18 protein-coding genes, 1 tRNA gene and 1 pseudogene are annotated in these 17822 nt (G+C 53.0%); 12 read left to right on the plus strand and 8 right to left on the minus strand.

Features of this window, described 5'->3' with window-relative positions:
• The first annotated feature begins 60 nt into the window (after positions 1–60).
• Positions 61–858: a DUF2092 domain-containing protein gene (locus GO984_RS00530; protein WP_167740163.1), complete on the plus strand. Its 798-nt coding sequence runs from the start codon at positions 61–63 to the stop codon at positions 856–858.
• A gap of 291 nt (positions 859–1149) precedes the next feature.
• On the opposite strand, the gene GO984_RS23770 is transcribed toward GO984_RS00530, so the two are convergent.
• A complete protein-coding gene (locus GO984_RS23770; protein ID WP_157020656.1) occupies positions 1150–1377 on the minus strand; it encodes a hypothetical protein in 228 nt (75 codons plus the stop codon).
• Between the two features lie 188 nt (positions 1378–1565).
• On the opposite strand from GO984_RS23770, the gene GO984_RS23460 reads away from it, so the two are divergent.
• Together GO984_RS23460 and GO984_RS00545 are read left to right on the plus strand one after the other, a co-directional pair.
• The gene (locus GO984_RS23460; RefSeq protein ID WP_157020657.1) at positions 1566–2066 is read left to right on the plus strand and encodes a peptidoglycan-binding domain-containing protein; all 501 of its coding nucleotides are present in this window, start codon (positions 1566–1568) and stop codon (positions 2064–2066) included.
• Between the two features lie 271 nt (positions 2067–2337).
• Entirely contained in the window at positions 2338–2907 is a 570-nt protein-coding gene (locus GO984_RS00545; protein ID WP_157020658.1) for a DUF4329 domain-containing protein, read from the plus strand.
• A 185-nt stretch (positions 2908–3092) separates the two neighbouring features.
• Here GO984_RS00545 and GO984_RS00550 read toward each other — a convergent pair whose 3' ends face one another.
• Positions 3093–3353, minus strand: coding sequence for a hypothetical protein (locus GO984_RS00550; protein WP_157020659.1), 261 nt, complete (start codon positions 3351–3353; stop codon positions 3093–3095).
• A 320-nt stretch (positions 3354–3673) separates the two neighbouring features.
• Here GO984_RS00550 and GO984_RS00555 point away from each other — a divergent pair, with 320 nt between their 5' ends.
• From GO984_RS00555 to GO984_RS00565, 3 genes and pseudogenes are all read left to right on the plus strand, one after another.
• Positions 3674–4177, plus strand: a complete 504-nt coding sequence (locus GO984_RS00555; RefSeq protein WP_157020660.1) for a putative pterin-binding protein — start codon at positions 3674–3676, stop codon at positions 4175–4177.
• Between the two features lie 5 nt (positions 4178–4182).
• Positions 4183–6033 carry a hybrid sensor histidine kinase/response regulator gene (locus GO984_RS00560; RefSeq protein ID WP_157020661.1) on the plus strand — a complete coding sequence of 617 codons (1851 nt, stop codon included), beginning with the start codon at positions 4183–4185 and terminating at the stop codon, positions 6031–6033.
• 182 nt (positions 6034–6215) lie between these two features.
• A pseudogene (locus GO984_RS00565) lies at positions 6216–6752 on the plus strand (IS3 family transposase); the annotation flags it as partial.
• A 424-nt stretch (positions 6753–7176) separates the two neighbouring features.
• Here GO984_RS00565 and GO984_RS00570 read toward each other — a convergent pair.
• Entirely contained in the window at positions 7177–7842 is a 666-nt protein-coding gene (locus GO984_RS00570) for an FMN-dependent NADH-azoreductase (protein ID WP_157020662.1), read from the minus strand.
• Between the two features lie 145 nt (positions 7843–7987).
• Between GO984_RS00570 and GO984_RS00575 the strand changes: the two genes are divergently transcribed.
• Entirely contained in the window at positions 7988–8872 is an 885-nt protein-coding gene (locus GO984_RS00575) for a LysR substrate-binding domain-containing protein (protein WP_157020663.1), read from the plus strand.
• Between the two features lie 966 nt (positions 8873–9838).
• Here GO984_RS00575 and GO984_RS00580 read toward each other — a convergent pair.
• Positions 9839–9915: transfer RNA gene (locus GO984_RS00580), tRNA-Ile, on the minus strand.
• Positions 9916–9951: 36 nt separating this feature from the next.
• Complete coding sequence (locus GO984_RS00585) at positions 9952–10887, minus strand: LysR family transcriptional regulator (protein WP_157020664.1); 936 nt, start codon at positions 10885–10887, stop codon at positions 9952–9954.
• Positions 10888–11005: 118 nt separating this feature from the next.
• On the opposite strand from GO984_RS00585, the gene GO984_RS00590 reads away from it, so the two are divergent.
• The 4 genes from GO984_RS00590 to rnd all read left to right on the plus strand — a co-directional run bounded on the left by GO984_RS00590 (position 11006) and on the right by rnd (position 14989).
• Positions 11006–11986 carry an MBL fold metallo-hydrolase gene (locus GO984_RS00590; protein ID WP_157020665.1) on the plus strand — a complete coding sequence of 327 codons (981 nt, stop codon included), beginning with the start codon at positions 11006–11008 and terminating at the stop codon, positions 11984–11986.
• A gap of 113 nt (positions 11987–12099) precedes the next feature.
• Positions 12100–13146: a phosphoribosylformylglycinamidine cyclo-ligase gene (purM, locus tag GO984_RS00595; protein WP_157020666.1), complete on the plus strand. Its 1047-nt coding sequence runs from the start codon at positions 12100–12102 to the stop codon at positions 13144–13146.
• A complete protein-coding gene (gene purN / locus GO984_RS00600) occupies positions 13143–13742 on the plus strand; it encodes a phosphoribosylglycinamide formyltransferase (RefSeq protein WP_167740165.1) in 600 nt (199 codons plus the stop codon). The genes purM and purN overlap by 4 nt, the downstream gene beginning before the upstream one ends.
• Positions 13743–13831: 89 nt before the next feature.
• Positions 13832–14989 (plus strand): ribonuclease D, encoded by a 1158-nt coding sequence (gene rnd / locus GO984_RS00605; protein ID WP_157020667.1) that lies wholly within the window; start codon positions 13832–13834, stop codon positions 14987–14989.
• Positions 14990–15116: 127 nt separating this feature from the next.
• On the opposite strand, the gene GO984_RS00610 is transcribed toward rnd, so the two are convergent.
• Positions 15117–15638 carry a hypothetical protein gene (locus GO984_RS00610; RefSeq protein WP_157020668.1) on the minus strand — a complete coding sequence of 174 codons (522 nt, stop codon included), beginning with the start codon at positions 15636–15638 and terminating at the stop codon, positions 15117–15119.
• 131 nt (positions 15639–15769) lie between these two features.
• Between GO984_RS00610 and GO984_RS00615 the strand changes: the two genes are divergently transcribed.
• On the plus strand, positions 15770–16180 hold the full coding sequence (locus tag GO984_RS00615; protein WP_157020669.1) for a SufE family protein: 411 nt from the start codon (positions 15770–15772) through the stop codon (positions 16178–16180).
• Positions 16181–16257: 77 nt separating this feature from the next.
• Here the strand turns inward: GO984_RS00615 and GO984_RS00620 are convergent, their stop codons facing one another.
• Both GO984_RS00620 and GO984_RS00625 read right to left on the minus strand, forming a co-directional pair.
• Positions 16258–16986, minus strand: coding sequence for a DUF1638 domain-containing protein (locus tag GO984_RS00620; protein ID WP_157020670.1), 729 nt, complete (start codon positions 16984–16986; stop codon positions 16258–16260).
• Position 16987: 1 nt separating this feature from the next.
• Positions 16988–17686, minus strand: coding sequence for a corrinoid protein (locus GO984_RS00625; protein WP_157020671.1), 699 nt, complete (start codon positions 17684–17686; stop codon positions 16988–16990).
• Positions 17687–17822 lie beyond the last annotated feature (136 nt).

A 17822-nucleotide genomic window follows, 5' to 3' on the forward strand; every position in this document is an offset into this window, starting at 1 on the left:
TGCGACTATCGGTTGTACCTTAACAATATGATTTATTCAGGATTTTCCAAAAAAACACCCGTGGCACCTTCCTTGTGGAAAAGCCAGCTTCTGAAAATTAGTACCGTGTTGGCGATCTTTACCGGGACTTCTCCGGCAGTGGCACAAGCGGACGGCGATCCTCCTACAATGGACCTGCGCGCAGTTGAGATCGTGACATCTGCAACCGAATATCTGGCAGCCCAGGAGATATTATCTGTAGACTGGTTTGTGTCATTTGATGTGGTGGCTGATGGCCGCGAAAAAATCACCTATATGCGCAGCGGCTCCAACCTGTTGCAGCGTGGCGTTGGTTTTTACGGCAATAGCGAATTTGGCGAAGACACGCGTGAGTATTTTTTTGACGGTACACAGTTTCAAATTTACGACGTTGAAGAAAATGCCTATGTATCCACTGAGTTTGTAGGTGATTTTGATGCTTTGGCAGATCGGGCGTCAGAGGCATATGACCTGCGATTGCCTATCTGGCAGGTGATGAGCGCGTCTCCAAAAGCGGAGCTGTTAGATCGGGCAACTTCAGCAGCATACCTAGGCACGACCAGGATTGCTGGCCGTCAGGCACATCACCTGGCTTTTTCAGATTATGATGCGGACTGGCAAATTTGGATTTCTACCGAAGCTGCAAAGCCAGAGCTGATGATGATCGTTGGTACAGACCCCTATACGCAGGGTTGGCCTCAGTATCGCGCCTACTTCAGCAATTGGGATTTTAACCCCGACTTTCCAGACAGCGTCTTTACCTATGTGCCTGACGATGAGGCTGAGCAAATGGCCTGGCCTCAGCCAGCGGACGTCAACATTTTGGGGGCGGGTAACTGATGCGACAGTTTTTTCTAGGTTTTCTTATTTTCGCGCTGTCAGTTGGGACATCACCCGAGAGTGTGATGCGGTTGTCCCCCAGCACCGATGCAGCTGATGCCAGAAGTCGGGGCGGCGGTGGTAGGGCCCGACCATCTGGCGGTAGCCGCGGCGGGTTTTCAGCGGCTCCCAGAACCCGGCCTTCTGGTGCGCGAACCCGTCCATCTGCTGGCACGCGCCCATCTCCGCGCACACGCCCCTCCACTGGTACCCGGCCTTCGACGGGTACGCGTCCCTCTACGCAGCCTTCAACTAGGCCTGCGAGACCTCCTGCTGTTGCGCCCAGCAGGCCATCTGCAGGACAGCGACCTTCCACCCGCCCGTCGGCAGGTGTTCGCCCCCCAGGTGCACGGCCTCCTGGGTCGCGCCCTCCTGGTGCCCGGCCACCCGGCCACCGTCCACCTGGGACACGTCCACCTGGGACACGTCCTCCAGTCGGGGGGCGTCCACCCGGATACCGTCCGCCAGGGTATCGTCCACCAGCCTATCGTCCACCCTATTATCCGCCGCCATATCACCGTCCGCCGCATTACCACTATGGCCCTTATTACTATAATCCGGGTTGGGGCTGGTTCTTTACAGCGGCCATTGTTGGGTCGACGCTGGTCTATACAACTTCATTACCTTCTGATCAGGAGTGCCAGAAAGTCACTGAAAACGGCGAAACGTTGTATCTGTGTGATGGGGTCCTGTATCGTTCGACCTTCTATGAGAACGAAAAGGTCTATGAGATTGTTTCGGATCCACCAGCGGAGGAGGGCGCACCTCAATCTGTTGTTGGCATGGGCCTAACCGATCCACTGACTCGTGGCGATGCGGTCCGTGAACTGCAAAACCGTCTGGTTGGCGCTGGCTACGATGTTGGCGGCGTTGATGGTGTCTTTGGTGGTGGTACTGAAACCGCAGTCATGTGGTTGCAGTATGACAATGGGCTGGAATCCTCCGGTTTGATCGATCCCCCAACCGCTCAATTGCTTGGGTATGATGTACCGGGTTCTGCAGAAAGTACTGCTCCTCCGGTGGAGCAGGGGTTGTCAGAAACATCACCGAACGATGCTGAAGAACCTTCCGCAGCACCCGAAGCTCAACCGGATAGCACAACACCTGATGATCAGGCCACGGCTCCAATCGAGGGTGAAAGCCCTCCGGTTGAAGAGACGCAAAACTAAAAAGCAATCTGATGCAGACCCGCGTAATCTGCATCAGACATGGAACGGTGTGGAGTTGATGTATCGTCCCTAACCAATTGATCTACAAGTCCAAGTTCAGCAGCCTTTCTTTTCTATGTGACGGAGGAACTGTCTGATTGTGAACAGTGAATGCCCCTACGGCGCTCATGGCAACTGTTGACGGACGAATGTTGGAATTAGGGCAAAAGCGTACATTTTGCTTTAGCATGGATATGGAAAATCTGACGTGCATACAAAAAGGATCGCTCGCTTGCCCCGAACTTATTTTATGCCCGCGATGAAGACCTCCTGTGGCAGAATGTTGATTTATTTGATTGCATCAATGTTTCTAACCGTGATGGCACCAAGTTTGTCACCAGCACAATCGCGTTCGGAACAGGCCTTTGCCCGCCAAGTCCTGACCGACCTTCAAGCCAGTTCTATAGCTGAAAATCGGGAATATTGCGGTATTATTGGATTGACGGAGGTGGGCGGGCTTATCGCTTCGGCTGCACGCAAAGGACGGCGTGATTCCTGTCTGCCAAAAGATCCCCGCGGTGCGATCGAGCTGATCGCCAGCTATCACACTCATGCGGGGTTCGACGAGGACGCCGACAGCGAAGTGCCTTCTTCCAGTGATGTGATTGCCGATATGGAAGAGGGGCTGGACGGATATGTCGCTACTCCGGGTGGGCGGTTGTGGTTTATTGACGGGCAATCGGGAACTGCGCGCCAACTGTGCGGCCTGGATTGCCTGCCTTCCGATCCGGATTTCGTGCCCGGCCAATGGGGCCCGGTCAAACAGCGATATACCCTGTCAGATCTGGATGCGCGCGATTAGCCTGATCTTGTCCAACAAGGGAAGAGGATGGCTTGGCTAGACAACACACCAGATGTTCAGAGCCCTTTGTCTGAAGGACGCCTGGTCCGCGCTTAAATTCGACGTTGCGAAGGAAGTGGATAGCTGTTCCGTCAATGTGGAACTGTGAGTATTGCAGGTCTCTGGATGGCTACGTTGCTGTTGGATCACCGCATAGCCATCAGGTTCGCGACCAGCATGCTTCGCTTTTGTTCCATTTGTTCCTGTATCTTGTGAGCAAGGTCTGCTTCTGGTCCGCAGCAAATGACTGCCGTTTCTTTCATCTCGCGGTGTGTGCGTTGTGCAGAGTCAAGCATAGCCCGACGGACGATGTCCAAAATTTCTTCCCGCTCCGCCTCAGGAAGGTCAGCGGCAAGGGCTGCTTCCAGTTCTTGGGTGACGCGATTTGATAGTTTTTCAAGATTCATCTGGTTCGCTCCGGTTTTGGGCTGCCATCTGAAAGTGGTACTAGTGGCAGTCATTAATAGCCTGTGCACTGAAAGTCCCATGTGCTGGGTCTGGCTGCAAGGTTAGGCCAACAGAAGAACCTGTGGCAATAAGATACTTGATTTACGAGACAATCAATAACCAGCAGAGGGCGGTTATCTGGATTCATTCCAGTGATGTCGGATAGTGGTCTGTTCACTGCGCCGAAAACTCTCGCTCTGAAAATAGTATTGTATTAGTGGGGTTTTAAGGTCTTTCAAGGACCTTCCGGTTAGTTTGACTAATTGAAGGGACAACACCGATGTTCAAAACAAGCCTTGCTTCAATGCTGTTGTGTGTTCTTACGATGTTGCCTCTTCAGGCGGCAGATCTTCCCGTTCCTGAGGGGCGTATTTTGCTGCAAGTGCGCGGAGCTATCACGAATTTTAACATTGATGGGGCTGCGGAATTCGATCTGGAGATGATGCGTGATCTCGACTGGCGGGAAATCGAAACCTATACATCGTTCACCGATGGGCCGCAGAATTTTGCAGGTCCCACACTCCAATCTTTGCTTGACGCTGTGGGGGCCAATGGGAGCCGTTTGATAGCTACTGCGATCAACGATTACTTCGTAGAAATACCTGTTGTGCATGCCCGTGATCATGATGTCATTCTTGCTATAGAAATGAATGGACGGCTGATGCGGGTCAGGGACAAAGGGCCAATTTGGCTCGTCTATCCGCTATCGGAAGAGGAAACAGCAGAGAAACCTTTCGACAATGAAATGATTTGGCAGCTCATCCAGTTTGAAGTGATCGAATAGCCAATATGCGTTCGGTATGGGGGCATTCATCACGAATCTGGAGAGCCATTGCTGCAATTGTCATTGTTGGAGTGTTGGTTGGAGCTTTGCTGTTCCTGGAGCATTCCGCGCGGAAGGCCGAAGCCCAACAAGCTTACAACCTTTCTTCATTGACCTGGAAGGTGAGCGAAACTCTTTTTGAATCCCAAAGACTCCAAATGGCAATGCTGGAGTATAAGGATGATCCCAACAGCCTGGATGGCCTTGTTTTGGCGACCGAAATCCTGTGGAGTCGGCTCGGTGTAATTGGCGACAACGCAGCCATACAACATGATGGGCTAAGTGAAATTGTTGCCGCGTACTACGACTTTATGTCCCGTCATGAGACGGAGATTTATGAACAAACCAAAATTACGCGCGACAAAATTGATGAAATGATTGACGAGTTAGACGTGCTGTCAGCCGCATTGCGCAAACTTTGGATTGGCGATTTTCTTCATCAACACCGGGTCATAATTCGTGCCGCAGTTTATGACACTTCCCACGATCAGGAACTTCAAAAAAAACTGATCGTAGTTTGTATTCTGATCTTGGTTAGCTATCTGATTGGCGAGTGCCTTAACGCTTTCCAAGTTGCTTCAAAAGAACGCTCACTGCGTGAACAGGCCACATCGGCCAGCGCCGCTAAAAGTGCCTTTATTGCCAACGTCAGTCATGAAATTCGAACGCCCCTAAACGGTGTAATTGGCATGGCACAAGAGCTGTCGGAAACATCGCTGAAAGCAGAGCAGAAAGATCAAGTTGACATTATTCTGTCATCTGGTGAGTTGCTTCTAAGCACGATTAACGATGTCCTAGACCTGTCCAAAGTCGAATCCACGGAAGTTACGCTGGAACCGCGTATTTTCGACCCAGTCAAACAATTGAAACAGACGGTCTCGTTGCACAAAGCGAATGCCCGAGCCAAAGATCTGGTGCTGGACTTTAAAATACGAGGTGACTTTCCGAGCCGGGCCAGTGGTGACCCAATGCGGTTGAGCCAAGTGATCAACAATCTTCTTTCTAACGCCATCAAATTCACAGACAAAGGGCGAGTTCACATTCAAGCCACATGTGAAGAGATCACAGGAAGCGACAATTTCAAGCTGACCGTTGAGGTTGCCGATACTGGGCCGGGGATCGCGACCGCCTCACTTAGACATGTTTTCCAACCCTTTTTTCAGGTCGATTCAACAACGACGCGCAGGAATAGTGGGACAGGGCTTGGGTTGACGATATCAAAGACAATTTGTCGTGCGATGGGTGGCGATCTTTCTGTCCAAAGCAAAACGGGCGTCGGTAGTACATTTACCGCGGATTTCTGTTTGAGCGTGGCTGCTGAGAAAGGTGATGTACCGTCGGTGTCATTGTTCCAACCTGATACGTCTACTCACCCGGATGTCTTGGGGCAAACAGCGACCTCCAGTCGCGTGAAAGACCTCGATGACCCTGCGCAAAAGAAAAACCTTCGTATTCTGCTGGTCGATGATAGCTCTACCAACCGCAAGATCGCGAAGATGTTTATCGAGCCAAGGTGTTGCCAGATTTCCGAGGCAGCCACAGGGGCACAAGCCGTAGCAGCGGCAGCGACCGAAAGCTTTGATGTAATACTAATGGATATTCAGATGCCAGAGATGGACGGTGTCGAGGCTACCGCACGGATCCGAGAGCATGAAAAACGTAAAAATCGCAGCCCTGTTCCCATTTTTGCTTTGACAGCTAACGTTATGACCCACCAGGTAAAAAACTACCTTGATCAGGGGATGAACCAAGTCGTGGCTAAGCCAATCAGAAAAGTAGAACTCCTAGCTTTGCTCGAGGCGTTCCCTGTCCAATAGATTGCGCAATTAGAGACCTTTGATCATCCCTGCTGCAATTTTTAACTTTTGGTCACCCTACCAACAAAGGAAAAAGCGTTTAAATACAGCGCCAAGTGTTTAATCGGTCATTCGCGACGTTAGCCACTGTTCAATCCGGAATTGCATCTTGGTGTGGGCAGATCATGTAACAGTCAGCAATCTACAAGTTCAACATCACGCCAAATCTACTGGACCGGAACTTCACAGCCGATCAATCCAATCAAAAATGGGCTGGTGACATCAGCTATGTCTGGACGCGTGAGGGTTGGCTCTATCTGGCTGTGATCCTGGATCTGCATTCCCGACGCGTCATCGGCTGGGCTGTGAGTAACCGCATGAAGCATAACCTCGCGATCCGAGCGTTGAAGATGGCAGGCGCGTTCCGGCAACCACCCAAAGGCTGCATTCATCACACGGATTGCGGGTAACAATATTGCTCACATGACTACCAGAAAATCCTGCGCCAGCACGGGTTCAAGGTATCAATGTCTGGGAAGGGCAATTGCTATGACAATGCGGCGGTCGAGACGTTCTTCAAGACCATCAAAGCTGAGCTAATTTGGCGGCACGCTTGGGAGCCGTGGCAAAAGGCTGAGATGGCGATCTTCGAATACATAAATGGGTTCTACAATCCACGCCGCCGTCACTCAGCACTGGGCTGGAAAAGTCCCGTCGCTTTCGAAAGGAAAGTGCCCTAAACGAGCACTTGGAGCGGCACAAAAGCGAGACAGGACCAATCGCCGACTTTTTCACAAAAAGTAGCCGGTTTCAGTGGCGTGCTCTTTACGATAGTGACGAAAAGGGCCGGGAGCGCGAAACGGTTTTGGGCCGTTAGTATCAATCTCAAACACTGCCATGCATGCTGGCCGCCGGCATCCGGCAACTTTGGCTCAATTCGAGCGTTCTCCTCGACTTTCACAGAGCTCTGCATTGGGCCGGTTGTTTATGCAACTTGGATGTCAGAAGCACCTCGATTGTGGCGACCTATTCTGAGAACGAAAGGAATGGCTTTACGCCCACCCGGTACCAAATAAGGAAGGCGGATTTTCTATACAGCTTGGGGGGGATGGCATCATCCAGCCTGATTGGAGAGTTAACCAACCCGAGTCCCCCAGATCATCGTCAGGCCGCTAATTTTGGCAACGCAAGCTGCATGGCAATCTCACGGGTTGCTTTCTCGGCCAGTTCGACAGATCTCTGGTGCCGGGTATCTTTGAATTCTTGATACTCGATAGCCACTGTCTGAATTTCGGCAGCGTTCGCCCCCAAATAATGCGCACAAGCTGCGATTGCCGGATCAAGGGCGTTCATGTGCGAGCGCATGCCGCCTGCATGAAAACCGAATTCCCCCCTGGAAGAGAGCACAACGAGTTTCTTTCCTGAAAGGATGGGCTCGATGGGATAGTCTCCGCGCGACAGATCAAAAGAGAAGGTCCGATCAATCCGTGCGACGTGGTCAATCCAGCACTTCAATGGTGCGGGTATTCCGTAGTTGTACATTGGTACGCCGAGGGTGATGACATCAGCTTTATCTAGCTCGTCGATCAACTGATCAGAGAGCTGCAGGCGCTCATGCATCCAGGTTTCACGTTCTTTGAATGGCGTAAACGCAGCGTGAATGAACTCTTGGTCAATTGCCGGAAATGGATTGTGCCCAACATCACGAACAATCACTTCACTACCCGGAGCATGTTTCAGAAAAGTCTCTTCAAACAGACCAGTCAGATTTCGGGTCAGGGAACGCTCTTCAAACTGAGCACTGGCATCAATGCGCAATAGTGTTGCCATGGTTTTCTCCTTACAAAACGAAGCCAAAGCGCCTCTTTCAGAGACTGGCTAACAGTGAGGTAACTGCTTGGCAAAATCGAATTTCCGCACTACAGGATGAATCCAATTCATCTTGGTTGTGAATGTTGGCCCGAAGGAGAGGTTGTTGCGCCGGTTACCCCCTTTGCACGCATTGCGCGCTTTTGAAGCTGCCGCCCGGCACCTTCACTTCAAGAATGCCGCCGAAGAACTTGGCCTCACACCAACGGCCATCAGCCATCAGGTACGCCAGCTCGAGGACATCCTTGGCCTTGAGCTATTTCACCGCTTTCCACGCCCCGTGCATTTATCACCTGCGGGCGAGAAACTATTCACAGTCGTGCGGGATTCTCTCGACAACATCGCAGGCGCCGTTGAGGATCTTTCTGAGGGCGATCATGACAGCCCGCTTAAAATTTCTGTGACCATGGCATTTGCAAGCCGATGGCTTTTGGCCCGCCTGCCTCTCTTGCGCAAAGAAGCAGGCGTTGACGTTATGGTTGAGGCGGATAACCGCATCGCAGACCTTCATGGATCTGGTATGGATTTCGCAATTCGTTATGCCGAGTTTCCCGGTGAAGATGCCGAGTGGAAAAAGCTATTTACAGATCAGATTATCCCTGTCTGCGCTCCTGCACTGTTGGATGATCAGGAGCTGCCTACGGCAGAAAAGATCGTGAAGCTCCCGTTGCTTCATTACCGTTGGAAGACCAAGTCGCCGAACGCGCCAAGTTGGGAACGTTGGATGGCTCAGGCCAACCTGGACATTAAGGTAAGACCCGTTGTCCAGTCGTTTTCCGAAGAGATTCACGCCATCGAAGCGGCGGTTAACGGACAAGGTGTCATACTTGCCTCTCAATTTCTCGTCGCTGACCTCATAAGCGAAGGCGTGCTGGCGAATATTTCGGAAATCTCTCTGCCAGGTCATTCCTATTGGGCTGTCTTTCTGCCAAACCATCCAAGGCGGCAAGCAATCGACCGGCTGATTGAGTGGTTAGATCGGCAAAATTAGTGCGCCGTCCTGTCGTTTCCCTCGATTCTCGAACCGAGAACTGTGTAGCCTTGGACTGCCATCAGTTGTAAAAGTGATTATTTAAAACAGTGGGTTGATGATTTTCTGAGAAGTTGAACTATTCGGTTTCGGTTGCAACATCATTACGCTTTCTGCTTCGAAGTTCGGGTTCGGCCGAAGCAGCAAATAGATAGGCGGGACCCAAACCTGATCATCGTACCTCAGGATCGAATTTACGGTGTTGGAGACAATTTTTGGATTGGGCATGACCGCGAGTTGACCCGCACCGTTCCAGAATACCCAAGGGGCCAAACTGTCGTGAAGCCCAAAAGCGAAGCAAACCCCGTCATGGAAGATCTGCGAAGGAATAAACTACGCTTCAATTGGCTAATGGACTTATTTAGAGGTTGAGCAACAACTAAAAAGCCCCCGCCAAATGACGTGGGGTGTCTCGTTATCTAAGTGAACCTTCGCTCAGAGTGGCGCAGACCTGACAACAGCCACTGAGTTTATGGCTGTCCACAAAAGTCCGTATGCACTATTTGAGCCCACATTTATGACTGATAAACGTGTTTTTAATCACGACAATGTTGTCAACAGATCGGAGGCTAGCCTGCTTGGCTTGTCGATTAAGTGATTAAAACAAAGTAGGTCAGACCTACGTTGATCAACAAGTTCAAGTTCTTGGTCAGAACGATTTGGTTGCTTCGAGGATTCCCGTCCGTGGTTTTATTGTCGCCATGGGCTAGTTTTCACTGCGCCGTGCCGAACCTATTGCCAGATCATGCTTTCGCTCTGGCGCCCGGTACGTGGTTTGTTCGTATATTTGGCAAAGAAAAGGCGAATTCAATGCGGAGGCCCAAAAAATCACAGGGTATTTGAGCAGTCAGCCCTCTGAAATTGTCGGTGATTTACTTGGTGTCTCGCACTCAGCCTTGTTTGAAGTCACTAGCTTAGGCGGAAATTTGGTAGGCCCGGCAGGACTTGAACCCGCAACCAAAGCGTTATGAGCGCTCTGCTCTAACCAATTGAGCTACAGGCCCGCCGTTTCTGGTGGTTATGCAATGCTGCGCAGCAGGTCAAGCGGTGATTGCATAGGGATGGGGGTGAACCTGCTGAAATTCCGTCTGAATCGCCTCCAACCTGTCAGCCACGCCTTGCAGAATGATGTCGAGGCCGCGGCCAGCTGCGTGGCGGGTGGGGTAGACGGCAAAAACGGGTTTATCGGGATTGGAATAGGCCGGTAGCACCTGCTCATATGTTCCATTGGCCAGTTCTTCGGCAATCATGAAACGCGGCGCTCGGGCAAATCCTGTGCAATTGTCCACCGCTTGTAGGATTAAGTCCGGATCATCTGCCGTAAAGCCGCCACGTACAGGGGCCTGGAATTCCTTGCCATCCTTAATGATCGGAATGAACCCTTGGGTCTGTTCTTCGTTGTGCTGAACCATTTTCAGACGCATCAGATCTTCGATTGCTTCGGGGCGGCCGACCTTGTCCAGATAGGCGGGGGTAGCAAACAGCACCGTTTTTAGCGCCGCGATCTTGCGACCAAAGCCGTCGGTATCGCCCAAACGCCCCGATCGAATAGCCAGATCATAGCCTTCGCGCACCACGTCAACCAGCCGATCCTCCAGCTTCATCACAATGTTCAGTTCAGGGTAGGGGGTGCCCAGATCAATCAGCATGGGGCCGACAATCGCACGCCCCAGAATGTTACTGACGCTAAGGCGAAAGGTGCCCGAGACCGTTTCTTTCATGTCGGTCAGCTCGGTCTGCAATATCTCAAATCCCGATTGAATGGAACGGGCATGCCCAACAACCAGCTCTCCGGCGCGTGTGGTTTGCACGCCTTTGGATGTGCGATGCAGCAATTGTTCGCCAAACAGGGTTTCCAACTGCTTGATCTGTTGACTGACCGCAGATTGGGTGATGCCAAGCCGTTTGGCGGTGCGGTTCAAACTGCCTTCGTCCACTGCGCAGGCAAAGGTTTCCAATAGTCCTAGGCGATCCATATTGATCCTATAAGCGTTGCTAATAACCGGTATCGCCAAACAGTGGCTGTTGTCGTGCAAGGTGGCTGACTACCTGTCCTGCACCACGATGATCACGAACTAGGTATTGGAGCCTATTATGACAATCAACCGTAGACATTTTTTGCAAGGCGCGGCTGCACTGCCGGCTGCCGCCGCGATTTTTCCCGCGACTGCCAGGCAGGCAAGCGCATCAGCCCCCAAAGCTGGCCAACAGGTCCCTGGAGTCTATCGCTTTACTGTCGGGGATGCTGAGGTCACCGCGTTGTTGGACGGTCACATTGATCTGGGGACCCAACTCATATCTGGATATGACGCGGACAAAGCGGCCACAGCAATGGCGCGGAATATGCAATCAACAGTAAATGATGCGGTGCGAATTCCGGTGAACGGCTACTTGGTCAACACCGGTGATCGCTTGACGCTGATTGATGCGGGCACTGCGCAACTGATGGGGCCAACGTTGGGCAACCTGGGGGCGGGGCTTGCCGCTGCCGGTGTGAAGCCTGCGGATATTGACACTGTGCTGTTGACCCACATGCACCCAGATCACAGTGGTGGTCTGGTTGATGCCGAGGGCAACGCAGTCTTTGAAAATGCAGAGCTGGCGGTGGCCAAGGCAGAATGGGATTTTTGGTACGATGATGCCATTCTGGCAGGCGTCCCAGAGGGCAATCAGCCGTTCTTTCATATGGCCCGAAATACCACGTCACCCTACAGAAACCGTCTGAAACTGATCGAAGGCGAGGCAGAGGTCGCACCGGGGTTCTCATCGCTGCCATTGCCAGGGCACACTCCCGGTCACACCGGCTTTATGCTGAACTCAGGCAATTCTTCGCTGCTGTTCTGGGGCGATGTTATCCATATGACCGGGCTTCAGTTTGCCCATCCAGACTGGACCATCGCCTATGACATGGACCCAGCCCAAACTGCCGAAACCCGCCGTAAAATGATGGACCAGGCCGTGGCTGACAACCTGCTTGTCACCGGCGCACACATTGATTTCCCCGGACTGGGCCGTGTGCATCGAGATGGCGATGCCTATCGTTATCAGGCTGCTCCCTGGCAATACGCCCTGTAAAGGGCGAAAAAAACACCTGCCGCGCCTTGTTTTTGGGGCGCGGCGGAATCGCTTATTTCATTCTTGTGGACGTTGCGTTAAAGGCTGCGCAACTCATACCAAGGAGCCCGGCGATGACCACTGGCAAAAACGGCCTGACCTATGCAGATGCAGGCGTGGATATTGATGCAGGCAACGCGCTGGTAGACCGGATCAAACCGGCCGCCAAACGCACTAACCGCTCGGGAGTGATGAGCGGACTGGGTGGATTTGGCGCTCTGTTCGACCTCAAGGATGCAGGCTACAGCGATCCGATCCTGGTTGGAGCCACCGATGGCGTGGGTACTAAGTTGCGGATTGCCATCGACACCGGTGTTGTTGACGGCGTTGGCATCGACCTGGTCGCCATGTGCGTCAACGATCTGGTCTGTCAGGGTGCTGAACCGCTGTTCTTCCTGGACTATTTTGCCACTGGCAAGCTCGAGATGGAAACAGCCGCACGCATCATCGAAGGCATCGCCGAAGGCTGCCTGCGGTCGAACTGCGCACTGATTGGTGGCGAAACCGCCGAAATGCCGGGTATGTATCCCAAAGGTGACTTTGACCTGGCCGGTTTCTCGGTTGGAGCTATGGAGCGCGGCACTGCGCTGCCTGCTGACGTGGCCGAAGGTGATGTGCTACTGGGGCTGGCTTCGGACGGTGTGCATTCCAACGGCTACTCTCTTGTGCGTCGTCTGGTCGAAGTCTCGGGCCTGGGCTGGGATGATGACTGCCCCTTTGCCGATGGATCCTTAGGCGAGGCTCTGCTGACACCAACACGTCTGTACGTAAAATCCTGTCTGGCCGCTGTGCGGGCAGGGGGCGTGCATGCGCTGGCCCATATCACTGGCGGTGGCCTGACCGAAAACCTGCCGCGCGTGTTGCCCGATGATCTGGGCGCCGACATCGACCTGAACGCCTGGGAACTGCCCGGCGTGTTCCAGTGGATGGCCAAGACCGGCGGTATCGCTGAATCCGAGATGCTGAAGACATTCAACTGCGGCATCGGCATGATCCTGTCTGTTTCGGCAGATAAGGCTGACGCCCTGACCGAGCTGCTGAGTGCCGAAGGCGAAACTGTTTCGCGCCTTGGCACTGTCACCGCAGGCGAAGGCATGCGCTATTCGGGCAAATTGCTGTGAGCGGACACAAAAAGGTCGCCATCCTGATTTCGGGTGGCGGTTCCAACATGATGACGCTGGTAAATAGTATGACCGGCGATCATCCAGCGCGTCCTTGTCTGGTGCTGTCCAACAATGCCGACGCTGGTGGGCTTAAGAAAGCCGCCGAGGCTGGTGTGGCCACCGCCGTTGTCGACCACCGCCCGTTCAAGGGTGACCGGCAGGCGTTTGAGGCCGAGCTGGTGAAACCGATCCTCGATTCCGGTGCCGACATCGTCTGTTTGGCTGGCTTCATGCGGGTGCTGACCTCGGGTTTTGTTAGCCGGTTTCAGGGCCAGATGCTCAATATCCACCCGTCTTTGCTGCCCAAATACACCGGATTGCACACCCATGCCCGCGCGCTTGAAGCGGGCGATGCAGAACATGGCTGTTCGGTTCACGAAGTTACAGCCGTACTGGATGATGGTCCACTTTTGGGACAGGCACGCTTGCCGGTGCTGACAGGCGATACACCAGACACACTTGCAGCCCGTGTTTTGGAGCAAGAACACATACTCTACCCAGCGGTCCTGCACCGCTACGCCGCTGATGACCGCACCCCAGTTTTGCTGGGCTGAAACTGCGCAACTGGCGGCGCGGTTTGCAATGCCCCCCACAAGCGCGTATCACCGTTGGAACGCATAAAAGCTAAGAAAAGACGCGATTTATGAAAACTCTTACCACCACCGAAGCGCTGGCCTCCTTTTGTAAAGACGCGGCACAACATCCCTACGTCACGGTGGACACCGAGTTTCTGCGCGAACGCACATATTATTCCAAACTGTGTCTGGTGCAGGTTGCCTTTCCCGGACAGGGCGATGAGAATGCAGTGCTGATTGATCCGCTGGCCGAGGGCTTGTCGTTGGAACCTCTGTATGAGCTGTTTCGTGATGAGTCGGTGGTCAAGGTCTTCCATGCTGCGCGGCAGGATCTTGAGATTTTCTGGGTTGAAGCCAAGGTTTTCCCTAAGCCATTGTTCGATACTCAAGTGGCAGCCATGGTCTGTGGCTTTGGGGATCAGGCGGGTTATGAAACTCTGGTGCGTAAGATTGTCAAAGAAGGGGTCGACAAAAGTTCGCGCTTTACTGACTGGTCTCGTCGCCCACTTAGCGACGCACAAAAAAACTACGCATTGGCGGATGTGACCCACCTCAGGACGGTTTATGAATACCTGGCGGCTGAACTGGAGAAAAGTGGCCGGTCACATTGGGTGACCGAAGAGCTGCAAGTCCTGACCAATCCAGCCACCTATGACATCCAGCCTCAAGATGCTTGGCGCCGTATTAAAACGCGTACCAATTCGTCCAAGTTTCTAGCAGTTGTCCGTGAATTGGCTGCATTTCGCGAAGATTATGCCCAAACCAACAATGTTCCACGCAACAGGGTGTTCAAAGATGATGCGTTGGTGGAACTGGCTTCGACCAAGCCAAAGACAGGTTCTGATTTGGGTGGGTCTCGATTGCTTTTGCGCGAAGCGCGGCGTGGGGCGATAGCTGAAGGTATCCTGGAAGCCGTTGCTCGCGGGGTGAACTGTCCTGCTGACAAAATGCCCAAACCTGATCGCAGCAAAGAAAAACTACAGGTTAATCCGGCGCTGGCTGATCTATTGCGGGTGTTATTGAAATCCAAAACTGAAAGTGCTGGTGTTGCGGCTAAACTGATCGCACCGAGTTCTGATTTGGATGCGATTGCAGCAGGTCAACGCGATGTTCCAGCGCTGTCTGGCTGGCGGTTAGAAGTTTTCGGAGCTGATGCACTGCGGCTATGTGGTGGTGAAATTGGCCTAGCGGCCAAAGGCCAGTCCGTTAGAGTCGTTGAGCTCTGAACGGGCTGAGAAATTCCTAATTAAGATGGCGCCCAAATGGCGCCATTTTTGTTCGGCGTCGGAAAGGCAAAAAATCGATCTCTACCTGACGGCGACCCCTTACCTGTAGATGACACCCGGCTCTGCTTTAACGGCGCGCTTCGCGTGCGTTGCTGTCACTGGTAACCCGAATCAATCGAACTCCGGCAAGATCCTGGTGTGTCAAACTAACTGCAACACGGAGTGTGCGGCTAGCTTCACTGCCCACAGCTGTTGGATCTGCGGGATACAGAGCCCTGAAACTGAAGTCGAGTGTCGCGTCGTCTGCATCTAGGTTGCGACGCAATTTAACGCCATAAGCCCCCTGACGGCTGGCCACCCCAGTGGCATAAACAATGGCCCCAGTTGGTGTTTGTTCAACTTGCAGCCCCGTCACACCTGCTATTTGAACACTGAGATCCGCTGCGGGCGCATCGGACCTGCTAAAAAGGCCTACTTTGTCAGTTGACGGAATAAGAGGGTTTACTGGCTCTGCGTTGGTCCCGACTGGGACCTCTGCACTTTGTGAGCTGCCGAACCAATTGCTGGGATTTACCCGCGAAGCCTGCCAGCTGCTACAGCTCGCGAGCGTAACTCCGGAGACCAGAAAAACTGCAATGGATTTGCGCATGTATGCCGCCCGTTTGAATTGTCCTTGCATTGGATTACCTTATTGCACGCGCGATGAAAAGCGGTTGAAAAAATACTGGTGTCGGCATAGGTCGAAGTCTAACAATCCCGCTACACGATCGGACCGAATTCATGGCCAGCGCCGCTTTTGAGGAAATCGTAGAAGATTTTGAATTCCTGGACGATTGGGAAGACCGCTATCGCTATGTCATTGATTATGGCAAAGCTATGGTTGCTCTCGAAGATGCGCTAAAGGTGCCTGCCACTAAGGTTCATGGCTGTGCCAGCCAGGTTTGGTTGCACCCCAATGTAAAAGGCGATGAATTTTCCTTTGATGGGGACAGTGATGCAATGATTGTGCGTGGGCTGATTGCTGTGTTGCGTGCATTGTACAATGGGGTGCCTGTCGCACAGGTGGCTGGGGTAGATGCCAATGCTGAATTGGGTCGTCTAGGGCTGAACGATCACCTCTCTGCGCAACGTTCAAACGGAGTACGGGCCATGATCGAGCGTATCCGCGAGGTTACAGCCCAGGCCGCGTGAGTTCTGGGTTGGAACGGGTAGAGAGGAAGGGGGCTAGCCCCCTCTTGGCTTTCTGCCAATTCACCCCCAGGATACTTTCAGCTAGATGAAGACGCGGATCCCGCCCAGCCGTGCAGCGTCGTTTCCAGGTCGCCGTAACCAGTATGGCGATGTTCAAAAGAAAGCCCCAACCGTTCGGCACACTGTTGTGCGCGTAGCACTAAGTCTGGATCGTTGACCTGGGACTGGTAGACTAAGGTGGTGTAATTTCCAAAAATCATCTCACGTAGTTCGGGGTTTTTATCAAGCCCCATCGGCCGCCAGATGAAGGCGTCAAATTGTCTTACCAGGAAGTCCGTGAGATAGAACGCGGAGATTTCGCCATTGTCCGTTCGTTGGCCAAAGCCCTCATTGCCTTCAAAGAAGGAGTAGCAATGGGGCCCCGCAACCATTTCGACTCCCAGTGTTTTGCAGGTGCGCGCCAGTGTGCCGCCGGTGCCGCAGTCGGCATAGACTACAAAAATTTGCTCGTACTGAGCGCGATGTTTGATCACCGCTGCAGCAACCGCAGTTGGAATTTGATCGGGGTAAAGGTGTAATTTGGCTGGCAAGCAGGTGAGGTCAATGTGGTCGAATTGACCAGTGGACTTAATGTCCAGAATTTCACGCGCTAGCGCACCACAGGCGATTAGCAGGATACGGCCGGTTTTGAGGTTAGGAGCAGCCAAACCCTGTTCAGTAAGGCTGCTCTCATCCAGTTGATTTTCATTTGGCGGACGAAGAGCGACCCTGCCTTGCAGGCGGGCTGCTCTTCCCCGACGGGCCATTTTAGGCGCTCAACTGGTTGTGTTTGCGGCCGACAAATTCTTTGGCCGTTTCAACCGCAACCGCTGCATCTCTGCAATAGGCATCAGCACCAATGGCTTTGCCGAATTCCTCGTTAAGAGGCGCGCCACCGACAAGTACAATATAGTCGTCGCGCATGCCTTGTTCGACCAGCGAGTCGATCACCACCTTCATGTAGGGCATTGTGGTGGTGAGCAGGGCTGACATCCCGAGAATATCGGCTTTTTCCCGTTCCAGCGCTTCCAGATAGTTCTCAACTGGGTTGTTGATGCCCAGATCGACTACTTCAAAGCCCGCGCCTTCCATCATCATTGAAACAAGGTTCTTTCCAATATCGTGAATGTCGCCTTTGACAGTGCCAATCACCATTTTGCCAACCTGCGGCGCACCCGTCGCGGCCAGCAGGGGCTTAAGAATGGCCATGCCACCCTTCATTGCGTTGGCGGCCAAGAGAACTTCGGGGACAAATAGAATTCCATCGCGGAAGTCCGCGCCGACGATGGTCATGCCTCCAACCAAAGCTTCGGTCAGGACCGTATACGGTTCCCAATCCCGCGACAGCAGGATGTTCACACCTTCTTCGATCTCTTCCTTCAGACCATCATAGAGATCGTCAAACATCTGCTGGACAAGTTCTTCGTCATCCAGTTCTGCCAGGATGATGTCTTCTTCTTCTGACATGGGTGTCTTCCTTGACTAAGGCGGGGGGCTGCCCCTGTGTGGCCGTGTTCTAAGTTCATTTGCGCCAAAAGGCCGCTGGCGGACTGCAATAATTGCGACATTGCCATGGCTTGTACCGACGTATAGGCGCAAAAAT

It is taken from the genome of Parasedimentitalea huanghaiensis (assembly GCF_009753675.1).
Lineage (GTDB): Bacteria > Pseudomonadota > Alphaproteobacteria > Rhodobacterales > Rhodobacteraceae > Parasedimentitalea > Parasedimentitalea huanghaiensis.